18 protein-coding genes and 1 tRNA gene are annotated in these 15,218 nt (G+C 26.5%); 15 read left to right on the forward strand and 4 right to left on the reverse strand.

The features are described from left to right. The first annotated feature begins 30 nt into the window (after positions 1-30). The 3 genes from rpmE to CLV39_RS07535 all read left to right on the forward strand — a co-directional run bounded on the left by rpmE (position 31) and on the right by CLV39_RS07535 (position 1,376). Positions 31-225: a 50S ribosomal protein L31 gene (gene rpmE / locus CLV39_RS07525; protein WP_121923631.1), complete on the forward strand. Its 195-nt coding sequence runs from the start codon at positions 31-33 to the stop codon at positions 223-225. After that, positions 222-1,298, forward strand: coding sequence for a peptide chain release factor 1 (gene prfA / locus CLV39_RS07530; RefSeq protein ID WP_121923632.1), 1,077 nt, complete (start codon positions 222-224; stop codon positions 1,296-1,298). The genes rpmE and prfA overlap by 4 nt, the downstream gene beginning before the upstream one ends. Before the next feature lie 4 nt (positions 1,299-1,302). Then, positions 1,303-1,376, forward strand: a tRNA-Arg gene (locus CLV39_RS07535). Here CLV39_RS07535 and CLV39_RS07540 read toward each other — a convergent pair. Together CLV39_RS07540 and CLV39_RS07545 are read right to left on the reverse strand one after the other, a co-directional pair. Next, the gene (locus tag CLV39_RS07540) at positions 1,377-1,955 is read right to left on the reverse strand and encodes a GGDEF domain-containing protein (RefSeq protein WP_170145623.1); all 579 of its coding nucleotides are present in this window, start codon (positions 1,953-1,955) and stop codon (positions 1,377-1,379) included. Positions 1,956-2,146: 191 nt separating this feature from the next. Then, positions 2,147-2,404, reverse strand: coding sequence for a hypothetical protein (locus tag CLV39_RS07545; protein ID WP_121923634.1), 258 nt, complete (start codon positions 2,402-2,404; stop codon positions 2,147-2,149). Positions 2,405-2,466: 62 nt separating this feature from the next. Here CLV39_RS07545 and CLV39_RS07550 point away from each other — a divergent pair, with 62 nt between their 5' ends. The 8 genes from CLV39_RS07550 to CLV39_RS07585 all read left to right on the forward strand — a co-directional run bounded on the left by CLV39_RS07550 (position 2,467) and on the right by CLV39_RS07585 (position 9,788). Next, positions 2,467-3,618 carry an aminotransferase class I/II-fold pyridoxal phosphate-dependent enzyme gene (locus tag CLV39_RS07550; protein ID WP_121923635.1) on the forward strand — a complete coding sequence of 384 codons (1,152 nt, stop codon included), beginning with the start codon at positions 2,467-2,469 and terminating at the stop codon, positions 3,616-3,618. Beyond that, positions 3,593-3,829, forward strand: coding sequence for a hypothetical protein (locus tag CLV39_RS07555; RefSeq protein WP_121923636.1), 237 nt, complete (start codon positions 3,593-3,595; stop codon positions 3,827-3,829). The genes CLV39_RS07550 and CLV39_RS07555 overlap by 26 nt, the downstream gene beginning before the upstream one ends. A 2-nt stretch (positions 3,830-3,831) precedes the next feature. Then, positions 3,832-4,791: a D-2-hydroxyacid dehydrogenase gene (locus CLV39_RS07560; RefSeq protein WP_121923637.1), complete on the forward strand. Its 960-nt coding sequence runs from the start codon at positions 3,832-3,834 to the stop codon at positions 4,789-4,791. Positions 4,792-4,857: 66 nt separating this feature from the next. After that, the gene (locus tag CLV39_RS07565) at positions 4,858-5,055 is read left to right on the forward strand and encodes a hypothetical protein (RefSeq protein WP_121923638.1); all 198 of its coding nucleotides are present in this window, start codon (positions 4,858-4,860) and stop codon (positions 5,053-5,055) included. A 107-nt stretch (positions 5,056-5,162) separates the two neighbouring features. After that, a complete protein-coding gene (locus CLV39_RS07570; RefSeq protein WP_121923639.1) occupies positions 5,163-7,607 on the forward strand; it encodes a DEAD/DEAH box helicase in 2,445 nt (814 codons plus the stop codon). A 75-nt stretch (positions 7,608-7,682) separates the two neighbouring features. Continuing rightward, positions 7,683-7,943, forward strand: a complete 261-nt coding sequence (locus tag CLV39_RS07575) for a hypothetical protein (RefSeq protein WP_121923640.1) — start codon at positions 7,683-7,685, stop codon at positions 7,941-7,943. Positions 7,944-7,948: 5 nt separating this feature from the next. Continuing rightward, positions 7,949-9,202 carry a UDP-N-acetylmuramoyl-L-alanine--D-glutamate ligase gene (gene murD / locus CLV39_RS07580; protein ID WP_121923641.1) on the forward strand — a complete coding sequence of 418 codons (1,254 nt, stop codon included), beginning with the start codon at positions 7,949-7,951 and terminating at the stop codon, positions 9,200-9,202. Beyond that, positions 9,183-9,788, forward strand: a complete 606-nt coding sequence (locus CLV39_RS07585) for a polyphenol oxidase family protein (protein WP_121923642.1) — start codon at positions 9,183-9,185, stop codon at positions 9,786-9,788. Before murD ends, CLV39_RS07585 begins: the two co-directional genes overlap by 20 nt. A 47-nt stretch (positions 9,789-9,835) precedes the next feature. On the opposite strand, the gene CLV39_RS07590 is transcribed toward CLV39_RS07585, so the two are convergent. Together CLV39_RS07590 and CLV39_RS07595 are read right to left on the reverse strand one after the other, a co-directional pair. After that, a complete protein-coding gene (locus CLV39_RS07590) occupies positions 9,836-11,242 on the reverse strand; it encodes an FAD-binding oxidoreductase (protein WP_121923643.1) in 1,407 nt (468 codons plus the stop codon). Positions 11,243-11,258: 16 nt separating this feature from the next. Further along, positions 11,259-11,804 (reverse strand): hypothetical protein, encoded by a 546-nt coding sequence (locus CLV39_RS07595; protein WP_121923644.1) that lies wholly within the window; start codon positions 11,802-11,804, stop codon positions 11,259-11,261. A 110-nt stretch (positions 11,805-11,914) separates the two neighbouring features. Here CLV39_RS07595 and CLV39_RS07600 point away from each other — a divergent pair, with 110 nt between their 5' ends. The 4 genes from CLV39_RS07600 to CLV39_RS07615 are packed head-to-tail and all read left to right on the forward strand — an operon-like array spanning position 11,915 to position 15,214. Then, positions 11,915-12,265 (forward strand): rhodanese-like domain-containing protein, encoded by a 351-nt coding sequence (locus CLV39_RS07600; protein WP_121923645.1) that lies wholly within the window; start codon positions 11,915-11,917, stop codon positions 12,263-12,265. A 3-nt stretch (positions 12,266-12,268) separates the two neighbouring features. Then, entirely contained in the window at positions 12,269-13,189 is a 921-nt protein-coding gene (locus tag CLV39_RS07605) for a radical SAM protein (RefSeq protein WP_121923646.1), read from the forward strand. Continuing rightward, a complete protein-coding gene (locus tag CLV39_RS07610; RefSeq protein WP_121923647.1) occupies positions 13,176-14,309 on the forward strand; it encodes a KamA family radical SAM protein in 1,134 nt (377 codons plus the stop codon). The genes CLV39_RS07605 and CLV39_RS07610 overlap by 14 nt, the downstream gene beginning before the upstream one ends. A 5-nt stretch (positions 14,310-14,314) precedes the next feature. Beyond that, positions 14,315-15,214 carry a cation diffusion facilitator family transporter gene (locus tag CLV39_RS07615; protein WP_245960353.1) on the forward strand — a complete coding sequence of 300 codons (900 nt, stop codon included), beginning with the start codon at positions 14,315-14,317 and terminating at the stop codon, positions 15,212-15,214. The last annotated feature ends 4 nt before the right edge of the window (positions 15,215-15,218 follow it).

Raw genomic sequence — 15,218 nt, forward strand, 5'->3', positions numbered from 1 at the left:
ATTCTTGAAAAATTTTATGGAGGTAATAAATTGAAAAAAGGAATACACCCTAATATTGAGCCTACGAAATTTGTATGTAGTTGTGGAAACCAGTTTGAACTTCTTTCTACTAAAGGTGGAACTGTTCATATTGAGGTTTGTAACCAATGCCATCCATTTTATGTTGGTAAGTTAAAAGTAAAACCATTATTTTTGGAGTTAAAAGGCGTTTCTAACGAGCAATGAAAAAAACATTACTTTTAAAAAAAGAGGAATTTAAAAAAAAGCTAAAAGACATAGAGGAAAAATTATCATCTCCTGAAGTAACATCTAATCCAAAAAAACTTCAGGAGATTGCAAAAGAACATAAAAATTTATCTCATATAGTTAATTTATTTGATCAGTATGATAAGGTAAATGCAGACATCAAAGAGGCAAAAGAACTTTTAAATTCTCAAGATGAAGAAATAAAGGATCTTGCAGAAGAAGAGCTTGAATCTTTAAGAAAAGAAAAAGAAAGACTTGAAAAGGAAATTGAACTTGCTCTTATACCAAAAGATCCAAATGATGAAAAAGATGTTATTCTTGAGATTAGACAAGGTGCTGGAGGAGATGAGGCAGCTTTATTTGCCGCTGAACTTTTAAGAATGTACCAAAGATATGCAGAAAAACATGGCTGGAAATTTGAAATTTTAAGTTTACATGAAAATGAAAGGGGCGGAGTGAAAGAGGCTATAGCTTTAATAAAAGGAGAAGGTGCTTATTCAAAATTAAAGTATGAAAGTGGTGTTCATAGAGTTCAAAGGGTGCCAGAAACAGAAAGTTCAGGAAGAATACATACCTCAACAGTAACTGTTGCAGTATTACCAGAAGCAGAAGAAGTAGATGTAAAAATAAATCCTGACGACTTAAGAATAGAAACAATGAGAGCATCAGGTGCAGGTGGACAGCATGTTAATACAACAGATTCAGCAGTAAGAATTACTCATATACCAACAGGTATAGTTGTTTCTTGTCAACAGGAAAGATCTCAAATACAAAATAGAGCTAAAGCTATGCAGATTTTAAGAACCAGATTAAAAGATTATTACGATAGAATAGAAAGAGAAAAAATAGAAAAAGAAAGAAAATCTCAAGTTGGAACTGGAGATAGAAGTGAAAAAATAAGAACATATAATTTTCCACAAAATAGAGTTACAGACCATAGAATAGGATATACATCTCATAGAATTCATGAAATATTAGATGGTGATTTAGACGAAATAATAGATCAACTTATATTGAAAGATCAAGAAGAAAAGCTAAAATCCATTGCTTAATTTCGCGCCCGTAGCTCAACTGGATAGAGCATGTGACTACGGATCACAAGGTTGGGGGTTCAAGTCCCTCCGGGCGCATTAAGATATAATTACCATATTTTTTCCATTTCTTTTTGCTATATAAAGAGATTTATCAGCAACTTCAATTAAATCTAATATAATTTTTTCTAGTTTACAATCTTCATTACATAATAAAGATTCATCAAGTTCAGAAATACCTATTGAGATTGTTAGTTTTTTACCATAGTTTGCTTCAAAATATCTTTCTACTGCAGATCTTAATTTTTCTCCAACGAAGAAAGCTTCTTCCTTAGTTGTCTCAGGTAAAATAACAAGAAATTCTTCACCTCCTAATCTCCCAACATAATCAATCTTTCTAATATTTGATTTTAAAATTTTTGCAACTTCTTTTAAAATTTCATCACCAAAATTATGTCCATAAGTATCATTTATTTTTTTAAAATCATCTATATCTATAATCATTAGAGATAAAGGCCTCTTATATCTTTTTACTTTTTCAATTTCATACTCTAATATTTCATATAATTTTCTTCTATTATAAACATTAGTTAAAGTATCAAAATTTGCTACTTCATAAAGAAGATTTAAAGTATTAACAGTTTCTTTAATAAAGCTATTACCAATATATATAATCAAAAAGATTGCTAAATAAAAAGTTATATAGGAGATAGGTTTGTATGGTAAATTTATAATACCTATTAAATGGGCAATTGTAGTAAATATCAATACAAATAAATATGAAAAATTAAATATATTTGCTATTCTTACAGGAAGAAGATGATAAGAGATAGCTACTAAAAGAATAGACCATATTAATCCAAAATTATTTATTCCACCAAAGAAAATGCAGCATATGTAACTACTGCTGAAGAAATAAGCATTATTAATATAGATATTTCGTATTTATTTGTTCTTTGTAGATATATAAATCCAGATGTAAGTCCAATTTCAGATACTATATAAAATGGCAAGTAAGCTTTTAAATCACCGTAAAAATAATGTATAATAGCATATATAATAATGCTGGATGTGGCGATTAAATATAAATAAGATATAATTTTTTTTATATCTATAATATTATACATAGCTATAAATTTTTTCCCCCAGAGTTAATAAATGATAACTAAAGTTAACCTTCAAGTCAATTATGATGAATTTTGAAAAATTTTTACTAAACAGCTTAAAATCCTTAGAAATAAAGGAACTTAAAAGAAATAGACTAATATTAAAAGAAAACATAATAAATTTTTCATCTAATGACTATCTTGGATTAAAAGATAATCCAATTACAAAAGAGAATTTATGCAAAAATATAAAAAATCTTTCTCTTGGAAGTGGTGCATCTACACATATTTCTGGATATACAGAGATTCAAAAGAAATTAGAAGAAAAACTTTCTTCTTTTAAAGAAACAGAAAACTGTATTGTGGTAGGTTCTGGTTATCTTGCTAATGTTGGTTTAATATCTGCCATTACAACTGAAAAAGATATTATCTTTTCTGACAGTTTAAATCATGCATCAATAATAGATGGTATTAGACTTTCTAAAGCTAAAAAAGTTATTTATAAACATAACAATATTGAAGATTTAGAAGAAAAGATAAAAAAAGAAAAGGTTAATGGAAATAGATTTATAATAACTGATGGTGTTTTTAGTATGGAAGGAGATATTGCAAAACTGGATAAATTATATGAAATTGCAGAAAAATATGATGCAGTTTTAATTATAGACGATGCTCATTCAACAGGGATTTTAGGAGAAGGAAAAGGCAGTTTATTTCATTTTGGGTTAAAACCAAATAAAAGAGTTGTTCAGATGGGGACTTTATCAAAAGCAGTTGGAAGTTATGGATCTTTCATATGTGGCACAAATCTTTTAATAGATTATTTAGTAAACAAAATGAGAACAGCTATATTTACAACTGCTTTGTCTCCGATACAAAATTTTATATCCTTAGAAAATCTTAAGATATTAATAAATCAGCCAGAAAGAAGAAAAGATGTTTTACAAAAAGCTAAATATTTATATGAAAAATTAAAAGAAAGAGAATTTAATATAAAATATTATGGTGTTCCTATTATCTCTTTAATATTAAATACACCAGAAAGAGCTATATACTATAGAGATAAACTACTTGAAAAAGGATTTTTTGTACAAGCAATAAGACCTCCAACAGTGCCGGAAGGAGAATGTAGATTAAGAATAACTTTGAGTTATAATCATAAATATGAAGAAATTGAAAATTTAATAAAAGCATTAAAAGAGGTGCAAGATGAAGAAATTAATAGAAAAAATTAAAACAGATAAAGGTATAAGCATCACTTTAGAACTTGATACAGAAAGAAATATATATATTATGACTGTTGAAAAAGATAATGAAAAAGCAGTATTTGAGGGGAATATTTCAGAGATACAAGAAAAAGCAAAGAAATATTTTGTAAAATCTTTAAAAAATATAAAAAATAAGATAGAAATATCCATCTTAGAAGAACTTTTTAATAGGAGTTAAAAATGAAAATAGTATTTTTAGACTCGAAAACAGTTGGAGATGATATAGATCTTTCTATTTTTAACCAGTTTGGAGAGTTTATATCTTATAAAACTACTTTATCAAAAGAGCTTGCTTTAGAAAGGACTAAAGATGCAGATATTATTATTACAAATAAAGTTGTAATTGATAAAGAGATAATTGACAATGCCAAAAATCTAAAATTAATATGTGAAGCAGCTACAGGATACAACAATATAGATATTAATTATGCAAAAGAAAAAGGTATTCAAGTTAGAAATGTAGCAGGATATTCTACTGAAAGTGTTGTTCAACATACATTTGCAATGCTTTTTTATTTACTTGAGCATTTAAAATACTACGATGAGTATGTTAAATCTGGGGAATATGCAAAAAGTGATATTTTTACACATATAGGAAAACCTTTTTGGCAGATACAAGGAAAAACTTGGGGAATAATTGGTCTTGGAACAATTGGAAGAAGAGTTGCAGAGGTAGCAGAAAGCTTTGGTTGTAATGTTATTTATTATTCAACATCTGGAGTAGAAAGAAAAGAAAAATATGAAAGAGTTTCCTTAGAAGAGCTTTTAAAAAGTTCAGATATTGTTTCAATCCATGCACCTTTAAATGAAAAAACAAAAGGTTTAATAGGATATGAGCAGATAAAATTAATGAAAAAATCAGCAATTCTTTTAAATCTTGGTAGAGGTGGCATTGTTAAAGAACAAGACTTGGCAAAAGCACTAAATGAAGATATTATTGCAGGAGCAGGTCTTGATGTTTTAGAAAAAGAGCCAATAACTCCAGATAATCCACTTTTAAAAATAAAGAATAAAGAAAAACTTTTTATTACTCCACATATTGCGTGGACAAGTATTGAAGCAAGAAAAACATTAATAAATGAAATAGCAGAAAATATTAAAGCATTTTTAGAAGGTAAAGATAGAAATAGAGTTGCTTAATTAGATTGCAAATTTTTAGAGATACTTTATATTTATGTTTAAATAATTGAAAAGAAGGTGATTGTTATGGAAATAAAAAATCAAGCAGAAGCTCAAGTAAGACTTTATAAAGATATGATGGATTTACAAAAACAGCTTGTAAATGATATATTACAAATGCTTCCTGCTCAAAATGTGCAAACAGATAGTTCCAAAGCAGTCCAGTCTTCTCCTGAAATTAAACCGCCAGAAAATCCAAATGGAACTATTTCAAAATATGCATAATTAAAATATTTATCTTAATAATAAATGTAAGATAAAAAATAAATTTCCTTAGAGTTCTTTCAATTCATTGATTAAATTATAAATAATATAGTATATTTATAAGCCTTATGGAAATTTTAAAATATAAAAATAAAGTGGTTTATGAAAAATATTTACTACCTATAAGTCCACAATTTAAAGATATAAAATTTGAGAATAAACATTTAGAAAATTTTTTAAAAGAAAAAAAGATAAAATTATACTCTCATCAAGCAGAAGCTATAAATCTTATTAAAGATAATAAAAATGTAGTTATTACAACACCTACTGCATCAGGTAAATCTTATATTTATATATTTTCAATATTAGAAAAATTAGTAAAAAATCCTTATTCAACTTCTATTATTCTTTTCCCATTAAAAGCTCTTGCAAGGGATCAATATGGAAAAATTCTTGATTTAATAAATGAGATAGGTCTTGATGCTACAGTAGAAGTTTATGATGGAGATACTCCAAAAGAAAAAAGAAGGCAAATAAAACAAAATCCACCAAACTTTTTAATTACAACTCCAGATATGCTTAATGTTGGAATACTTCCATATCATACCACTTGGTCTTCTTTTTTTGAAAATCTTGATTTTGTAGTACTTGATGAAATTCACTCATATAGAGGAATTATTGGCTCTCATATATGCAATATAATAAAAAGATTAAAAAGAATAACTGCTTTTTATAAATCAAAAAAGCCTATTTTTATTACAAACTCTGCAACTATCCATAATCCTGAAAAGTTTGCATCAAAATTAATTGGAGAAAAAGTAGTTGAAGTTTCAAAATCAGGAGCAGGTAGTCCTCCTAAAGTAATCCAGATTTACCAAAATATGAGAACCTTAGAAGTAGCTGATTTAATTGCTGAAAATATAATAAAAGATATATCAACCATTGTGTTTGTTGATTCAAGAAAGGAATCAGAACTTTTATCTTTAAGAGTAAAAGATACTTTAATAAAAAAAGGTAGAGAAGATTTAATAGATAAAGTAAGTCCATATAGATCAGGATATACTCCAGAAGAAAGAAGAGAGATAGAATTTAAGGCAATTACAAGGAATATACTTGCTTTAATATCTACAAGTGCTTTAGAAATGGGAATAGATATAGGTGATTTGGAATGTTGTATATTAGTAGGTTATCCGGGAACCCTTGCTCAGCTGTGGCAGAGATTTGGTAGAGCAGGTAGAAGAAATAAGAAAGCTTATAATATCTTAATTCCAAAAAGAAATGCATTAGACCAATATTTTGTTAAAAATCCTGAAGAGCTTTTCCAAAGACAGATGGAAGAACCTATTATTAATCCATATAACAAACATATATTAAGAAAACATATACCTGTAATGGCAAATGAGCTTCCTATAAAATTACAAGAATTAACAGAAGAAGAAAAAGAAGTGGCAAGACAGCTTTTTAAAGAAAAGAAAATCAGATTTTATAATAATAAACTTTATGCATCTAAGCAACAGCCTTTTAGTATTAGATCAGCAGGGCAAAGCTATAAAATTGTAGAAACAGTAAAAAATAAAATTATAGGAGATATATCTGAAGATATTCTTTTATATGAAGCTCATCCAGGAGCCATTTATCTACATAATGGAGAAAAATTTGCAGTTGAGCATATAGATCAGAAAGAAAAAACTATTTATGTGGTAAAAACTTCTGTTTCTTATATTACAGAACCCTTAAAAGAAAGTTTTATTGATGTTATAGAAATAGAAGATAGTAAAAATTTAGGTAGTATTGAACTTTTTAAAGGAAAAGTTAATGTAAAAACTTCTGTTTTAGGATATACATTAAGAGATTTAGAAAGAGATGAAAAACTAAACGAGATATTCTTTTCAGAAGAAGAGATATTAACAAGAGAGTTTGAGACAGAAGGTTTTTGGTTTGCTATGCCTGAAAGTTGGGAAAAGTATATTATAAATGCAAACTTTAGATATAATATAAGACTTTTAAAAAGCTTTCTACTTGAAAAAGATAAAGAAACCCCAGGATTTTTTGTTTATAAAGATTTAGCTTTTGAAAATTTAAGATTATTTATAGAAAAAGAAGATTTTGATTATCTGGAAATTGCTTTAAAAGCTATAAATCCATTTCTTAACAAACTTTCAGAAAAAGATAGAAATAGGTTTAATGATATTGTAAAAAGAATAAGAGAAAGAAGAAAATCTTTCATAGGTGCTTTACATGGAGTTGAGCATAGTTTAATTGGAATTTATCCTCTTTTTGCAATGAATGATAGATGGGATATAGGTGGAATTTCTACAAATTTTTCTCCTGATACAAATAAACCAACAATATATATATATGATGGATATGAAGGTGGTGTTGGTTATGCAGAAGTAGGATTTTATAGATTAAAAGAGATGATGGAAAGTGTTTACAAAAATATATCAAAATGTAAATGTTCTGGTGGTTGTCCTTCTTGCATATTTTCTCCAAAATGTGGAAATTCAAATGACTACTTAGATAAAACTGCTTCTATATTTTTATCCCATAAAATCCTTAAGAGTCTATATTAAGGATATAGTGTATTGCTTTTATTTATAAAACTAGTTATTTTTTATAAAAAATACTTTAATAGGAGACTCATTAAAATGAAACATAAATGGACTAAAGAAGATGATTTAAAAGTCCTATATATATATTTGTATGGATATCCTAAATCTTATCCAACAGCAGAAGACGTTGCAAATCTTATTGGCGTAAGTTCAAGTAGTTTAAAAATGAGAATTGCCAATTTTAGGTATTTAGATGGTAAAGGGGGATTATCAAATTATGCAGATTTATCAAAAAAAGTTTATGATGAATATCGTTCTATACCAAAAGAAAAATTAAAAGAATTAGCAGGTTTTTAAAATCTATGATTCTTATTTATGGAAAAGGAAAAACAGGAAGTTCTGTTTATAAGTTTTGTGAAAGGCATAATATTAATGCTAAACTTGTAGATGATAAAGATTTTAATTCAGATATTTTAAACAAAGTTAAAGAAATAATAGTTTCACCAGGAATACCTTTTTATCATAATATTTTTAAATTAGCTAAAAAAAATAAAATTCCAATTATTTCTGATATAGAGTTTGGATATAGATTTTATAAAGGTAAAATCATAGCAATTACAGGAACAGATGGAAAAACAACAACATCTTCATTAATATACAAAATTTTAAAAGATGCAAAGAAAGATGTTTATATTGGTGGAAATTATGGAATTCCTTTTTTAGAAATAGTTGAAAAAAACAATAATAATTCAATAGCAGTTTTAGAGCTTTCTTCATTTCAGTTATATTCAATAAAAAATTTTAAGGCAGATATATCTTTAATTTTAAATATAGATACAGACCATTTAGATTGGCATAAAAAAAGAAAACATTATATTTTAAGCAAACTAAAAATAATAAAAAATCAAACAAAAGATGATTTATTAATAATTAATTCAAAAATTAAAAATCTTATAAAGGGCAAAACCTGTCCTAAAACTTTAACAGTAGATATAAATAAATATATAAATGAAAATTTATTAAAGATAGAAAATATAGAAATTGATATTAATAATTTAAAATTAAAAGGAAAACATAACCTTGAGAATATAGCTTTTGCAGTTTTAACTACTTTAAATCTTGGTATAAACCCTGAAAAAATTAAAAAATCAGTTGAAGATTTTAAACCTATTCCTCATAGACTTGAATTTATAAAAAATATTAATGGAATTGAAATTTATAATGATGCAAAATCAACAACAGTTCATGCTACAGAAAAAGCTATCCAGTCTTTTAATAAAAAAATTATATTAATAATTGGTGGAATAAATAAAGGTAGTGATTTTTCAATATTAAATAAATATGAAAATAAAATTAAAGCATTTATTTTAATAGGAAGAGATAAACACCAGATAAAAGAACAGTTAACTTCTGATAAATCTTTTATTTACAATACAAATATATTTTTAGAAAATACTCTTGAAGATGCAGTAAAAAAAGCTTTTGAAATTGCTAAAGAAAATGAAATTGTTTTATTTTCCCCTGCTTGTGCCAGTTTTGATATGTTTAAAAATTATATAGATAGAGGTGAAAAATTTAAGGAGATAGTTAAAAAGTATGAAACATCTGCAATTTAAAAATCTAAATATTATATATAGAGAAAAAGAAGATAATCCTGAAGAAGTTCTAAAAAATCTTCCTGTTAAAGATGTAATTTTTCCAAAGCAAACCCATTCTAATATAGTATGTAGTATTAATGATAATAATCTAAATATAAGCTGTGATGGTATATGGACAGATAAAAAGAATATGGCTATAGGTGTAAAAACAGCTGATTGTGTACCTGTTGTTTTGTCAGATTTTAAAAAGATAGCAGTTATCCATGCAGGTTGGAGAGGAATAGTATCAGGAATTGTCGAAAATGCAATTAATCTATTTGATAATAAAATTGAAATAGCATATATTGCACCACATGCTAAAGTTTGTTGTTATGAAGTTAAAGAAGATTTTTTTAAAAAAATAGGAAAAGATTATTTTAAGTATATAAAGAAAAATAGAAATAAAATATATTTTGATATGGAATTGGCAATAAAAGATAAGCTAACGGTTAAAGCAAAACAAATAATAGATAGCGGAAAATGTACTATATGTTCTGAAAATCTATTTTCTTATAGAAAAGGAGATATAAAGGAAAGAATGCTAACTATAGCATTCTTAGATTAGTTTTAAAATCTAAAGCAGGTTTTTAATCTTTTTATATTCATATTTTTTTAATCTATACCCATTTTCCCTGGATTTATTAAATCTAATGGATCAAAAACTCTTTTAATCTTTTTCATTATTTCAAGTTCTTGAGGTTTAAACTGTTTTGGCATAAATTCTGCTTTTGTAATACCAACTCCATGTTCTCCTGTAATAGAACCACCATATTCAAGAGCTAAATTAAACACTTCTTCTACTGCTTTTTCTGCTCTTGCTACTTCATCAGGATCAAGACCATTTATCATAAAGTTTGCATGAACATTTCCATCACCAATATGTCCAAAATTAACCATCTTAAGATTGTATTTTTTTCCTATCTCTCTAAGTCTTGGAAGAGCTTCTGGTAAATAACTTCTTGGGAATACTATATCTTCATTTATTTTTGTTCTTGCAAGTTTTGCTACTGCAGGAGATAATGCCCTTCTTGCTTCCCATAGTTTTGCCGCATCTTGAGTAGTTTTTGCTATCTCAACTTTTGCTCCATTCATTTCGCATATTCTTGCTACTTCTGTTATTTCATCATCTATAGCTTTAGGATGACCATCTACCTCTATTAAAAGTAAAACTTCTGCATCTCTTGGAAGGCCAAAATGTCCAAAGTCTTCAACTGCATTTATTGCAAGATTATCCATAAATTCCAAAGCAGAAGGAGATATTCCAGCTTTAAATATATCTTTAACAGTTTTTCCAACAGATGCAATATCTGAGAATATAGCTTTAACTGTTTTTGCTGCTTTTGGTTTTGGTATAAGTTTTAAAGTAATTTCAGTAAATAATCCTATTGTTCCTTCACTACCTATTAAAAGTCTTGTAATATCGTATCCTGCAACATCTTTTAAGGTTGGTTTTCCAGAATGGATAATCTCTCCATTATGAATTACTGTGTTTAATTCCATTACATACTCTCTTGTAACACCATATTTAACACATCTTGGACCACCTGCATTTTCTGCCACGTTTCCACCAAGTGTACAGAATTTATAACTTGCAGGATCAGGCGGATAAAATAAGCCTCTTTTCTCTACTTCTTTTTGAAGATTAAAAGTTATAACTCCCGGTTGAACTCTTGCTATTGCATTATCTTCATCTATCTCAAGAATTTTATCCATTTTTTCAAAAGATATTAAAACACCACCTTTTACTGGTAAAGCTCCACCTGTATATCCTGAACCAGCTCCTCTTGGAGTTATAGGAATTTCATTCTCATAACATATTTTTACAATTTTTTGAACTTCTTCTTGAGTTTCTGGAATAACAACAACATTTGGAAGCATCTTTATTCTTGTAGCATCATAAGAATATAAAAGTCTATCCATCTCATCATCTAAAACTCTATGTTCACCTAAAACTTCTTTTAAAGCTCTTTTTACATTATCTGGAACAGGTATTATCTCTTTTTGAACTGCATTAAACATTTTTCTACCTCACAATCTATTTTATTTCTTCAATATAGAATTTATCACCTTTTTTTTGAATGATAAATGTCAAAGATAGATTATACTTCTTTGCATCCTCAAATAAAAGATATATATCTGGATCATATTTTTTTTCAAAATCTAAAACTTTATCTTTTATTTTTATTTTTCCATATATTTTTTTATCTTTTCTTGATACCTCAACTACTTGCCCTTTTGTTTCTAATATTTTTACAATTTCATCTTGTTGGATATCTGTATTTTCCTGAGATGTATTTTTTTCATTTGTTTGAATTTTCTTATTTTTTACTTTTTCTTTTTTGACAGATGCTTCTTTTGAATAACTATTTATATCTTTATTTTCCTCAGGTGTATCTTTTTCATTTGTTTGAATTACTTTATTTTCTGTATTTTTTTCATTAGCAGACTTTTCTTTTGAATAACTATTATTTATTTTTGTATTTACTATACTTTCTGGCTTATAAAAAAGTTCATCTTTAAAAAGATAAAGTAAAACTATAACTGACAATGTTATTAATGATATAATCATTAAGTGTTTCATTTAAATAACCTCTTAAAAATATTTGAATATTCTAACTATGATATAAATTATTGTTATACATTTATTCTTCATCTATATTTTAATAGAAAATTTAAAATGGAGGTAAATTTATGTTCTTCGGTAGTGGAACAAATAATGATATTAATATCTCAGTTAGAGAATTAAAAGAAAAAATAGATAAAGGTGAAGATTTTATACTACTTGATGTAAGAGAGCCTCAAGAATATAATTTCTCAAGAATTAAAGAGAAAGATGCAATGCTCGTACCATTAATGAGACTTCCTACAGTTTTAGATAAACTTCCAAAAGACAAGCCAATATATGTTTTATGTAGAAGCGGAAACAGAAGTTTGCAAGCTACAATCTGGTTGTTACAAAAAGGATATAAAAATGTAAAAAATGTAGATGGTGGTATTTTAGCTTGGTCTCAAGAAATAGATCCTTCTGTACCTCAATATTAAAAAATGTATAAATATATATTTGGCCCAGTCTTTTCAAGAAGATTTGGGTCATCTCTTGGTATAGATTTAAGTCCTGAAAAAAAATCTTGTAATTTTGATTGTTTATATTGTGAACTTGAAAAATCAAGAACAACAGATAAGATAGAAAATGAAGCAAATCCAGAAGAAATTATAGAAGAAGTAAAAGATTTTCTTTTAAAAAATGAATATCCTGATGTAATAACAATCACTGCCAATGGAGAACCTACTTTATATTCTAAATTAGAAAAACTTATAGATGAACTTAATAAAATAAAAGGAAAATCAAAGCTTTTAATTCTTACAAATGGCTCTACAATATTTAATCTTAAGATACAAAACATACTAAGAAAATTAGATATTGTTAAGGTTTCCTTAGATGCTATAGATAATAAAATTTTCAAAAAAGTAGATAGACCATTAAATATTTCTGTAAATCAGATTATAGAAGGATTAAAAAGTTTTAGAAAAATTTATAATGGTTTGCTTGTAATTGAGATTTTAGTTGTAAAGAATATAAATGATAATCAAGATTTTAAGAAATTTGCCCAAATTTTAAAAGAGATAAATCCAGACAGAATAGATTTAGGAACAGTAGATAGGCCACCTGCTTACAAAGTTTATCCTGTTTCAAATAAAAAACTTTTAGAGATAGCTAAGTATTTTAAAGATTTAAATATAAATGTAGTCTATAGGAAAGAAGAAAATTTGCAAAAGTTTGATTATTCTAAGGAAGAAATAATAAACACCCTTAAAAGAAGACCTTTTACAATATCTGATATTGAAAATCTTTTTTCTGAAAAATCAAAAAAGAATTTTAATGAGCTTTTATCTAAAAATATTGTAAAATCTAAAACTATTGGAAATGTAAATTTTTTCTATGTAGAGGATAATGTTAGAGCTTAAAGAAAATTACTGGAAAAAAATTCCCTATTTTTCAAATATTGAAAAAAATCAATGGGAAGATTGGAAATGGCAGATAAGAAATAGATTAGTTTCTATAGAAGATATATTAAAAATTTTTAATCCTGAAAAGGATTTAATTAAAGCTTTTCAAAGAACCACACAGATTTATCATTTTGGGACAACGCCTTATTATCTTTCTTTAATAAAAGAGTTTTCTTATAAAGATCCTATATTTAAACAGATATTTCCTCATTTAGATGAAATAGATGAAGAAAAACAAAAATTTGCTTATGAAGATCCATTTTTGGAAGATGGTTTTTTATCACCAGTACAAGGTTTAACTCATAGATATCCAGATAGGGTTTTATTTAGAGCTACAAATTTTTGTAGTGTTTATTGTCGTCATTGTATGAGAAAAAGAATGTTTTTAGAAGAAGAAAGAGCAAGAACAAAAGAAGAATATGATCAAATGTTTGATTATATTAGACAGAATAAAAATATAAAAGAAGTTTTAATATCAGGTGGGGACCCTTTAACTTTACCAAATAAAAAGATTGAGTATATTTTAAAAAATCTTCAAGAAATAGAGCATATAGATATTATAAGAATTGGAAGTAGAGAGCTTGTTGTTAATCCATATAGATTTTTTGATGAAGATTTATTAAATCTATTTGAGAAATATGATAAAGTTTGGCTTATTACCCATTTTAATCATCCAAATGAGATAACTAATATCACAAAAAAAGCAGTAAGAAATATTTTACAAACTGGAACACCTGTATTAAATCAAACTGTTTTAATGAAAGATATAAATGATGATAAATATATAATTGAAACTCTTATGAGGGATTTATTAAAAGTAAAAATAAAGCCTTATTATCTTTTTTACTGCGATCCAGTTAAAGGTAGTATACATTTTAGAACAGATATTAAAAAAGGTATCGCAATAATAGAACATTTAAGAGGAAGAGTATCAGGACTTGCAACACCAATTTATGCTGTTGATCTTGAAAATGGACTTGGTAAAGTACCAGTTTTTCCAAACTATATCTTAGAAGAAGGAGAAAATTATATAATTTTTAGAAATTATGAAGGAAAAATTATAAAACAAAGGAAGTAATAACATTGGAAGATATTACTGCTAAAAAGAAAGTTTTAATAATTACAATTATATTAAATCTTATAATTGTTTTTTCTCAGATAGGTTTTGGAATATTTGCTAAATCTACTGCTCTAATTACAGATGCAGTTCATAATTTTCAAGATGTTCTTTCTTTAGTAATTGCTTTTATCGCTGCTGTTTTTGCTGTGAAAAAACCAACTTCAAAAATGACTTTTGGCTATCTAAGAGCTGAAGCTATGGCTGGTTTTATAAATTCTGCATTTTTGGTAGGTGCTATCTTTATTGTAATAATAACGGCTATAGAAAAAATAATCTATCCTGAAACTGTAAATAGTATTATTGTGATAATTGTTGGGACAATTGCTTTAATTATAAACTCAATCTCTGCTTATATTTTAGGTTTTCACCATCATCATCACGAGCATAATCATGGACATACAGAAGATTTAAATATAAAGGCAGCTTACTTACATCTTTTAAGTGATGCTTTAATATCTCTTGGAGTTGTTTTAGGTGGAATTATTATGTATTTTACAAATATCTATTGGATAGACCCTATTTTAGCAATATTATTTTCTCTATATATATTAAAAGAAACTATTCCTATTTTAAAAAAAACTTTTAACATACTAATGGAATCAGTGCCACATGGTTTTAACTTAGAAGAAATTGAAAAAGAGATAAAAAGTTTTCCTGAAGTAAAAGAAGTTCATGATATTCATATATGGGCTTTATCTTCAAAAGATATTTATTTAACGGCTCATATTCTTCTTGATAATCAACCCTTAGAGAATATAGAAAAAATTACTCAAAAAATAGAAGAAAAGCTACGGAAAAAAGGAATAAACCATATAACTATACAACCGGAGACCAAAAATTTTTATTGTAAAAATATTTATTGACAAG

The organism is Hydrogenothermus marinus, assembly GCF_003688665.1.
GTDB lineage: Bacteria > Aquificota > Aquificia > Aquificales > Hydrogenothermaceae > Hydrogenothermus > Hydrogenothermus marinus.

Coding starts and splice junctions, on each gene's coding strand:
- prfA (WP_121923632.1), top strand. CDS start 222: ATGAAAAAAACATTACTTTTAAAAAAAGAGGAATTTAAAAAAAAGCTA.
- CLV39_RS07545 (WP_121923634.1), bottom strand. CDS start 2,404: ATGTATAATATTATAGATATAAAAAAAATTATATCTTATTTATATTTA.
- CLV39_RS07550 (WP_121923635.1), top strand. CDS start 2,467: ATGATGAATTTTGAAAAATTTTTACTAAACAGCTTAAAATCCTTAGAA.
- CLV39_RS07555 (WP_121923636.1), top strand. CDS start 3,593: ATGAAGAAATTAATAGAAAAAATTAAAACAGATAAAGGTATAAGCATC.
- CLV39_RS07560 (WP_121923637.1), top strand. CDS start 3,832: ATGAAAATAGTATTTTTAGACTCGAAAACAGTTGGAGATGATATAGAT.
- CLV39_RS07565 (WP_121923638.1), top strand. CDS start 4,858: ATGGAAATAAAAAATCAAGCAGAAGCTCAAGTAAGACTTTATAAAGAT.
- CLV39_RS07570 (WP_121923639.1), top strand. CDS start 5,163: ATGGAAATTTTAAAATATAAAAATAAAGTGGTTTATGAAAAATATTTA.
- CLV39_RS07575 (WP_121923640.1), top strand. CDS start 7,683: ATGAAACATAAATGGACTAAAGAAGATGATTTAAAAGTCCTATATATA.
- murD (WP_121923641.1), top strand. CDS start 7,949: ATGATTCTTATTTATGGAAAAGGAAAAACAGGAAGTTCTGTTTATAAG.
- CLV39_RS07585 (WP_121923642.1), top strand. CDS start 9,183: ATGAAACATCTGCAATTTAAAAATCTAAATATTATATATAGAGAAAAA.
- CLV39_RS07590 (WP_121923643.1), bottom strand. CDS start 11,242: ATGTTTAATGCAGTTCAAAAAGAGATAATACCTGTTCCAGATAATGTA.
- CLV39_RS07595 (WP_121923644.1), bottom strand. CDS start 11,804: ATGAAACACTTAATGATTATATCATTAATAACATTGTCAGTTATAGTT.
- CLV39_RS07600 (WP_121923645.1), top strand. CDS start 11,915: ATGTTCTTCGGTAGTGGAACAAATAATGATATTAATATCTCAGTTAGA.
- CLV39_RS07605 (WP_121923646.1), top strand. CDS start 12,269: ATGTATAAATATATATTTGGCCCAGTCTTTTCAAGAAGATTTGGGTCA.
- CLV39_RS07610 (WP_121923647.1), top strand. CDS start 13,176: ATGTTAGAGCTTAAAGAAAATTACTGGAAAAAAATTCCCTATTTTTCA.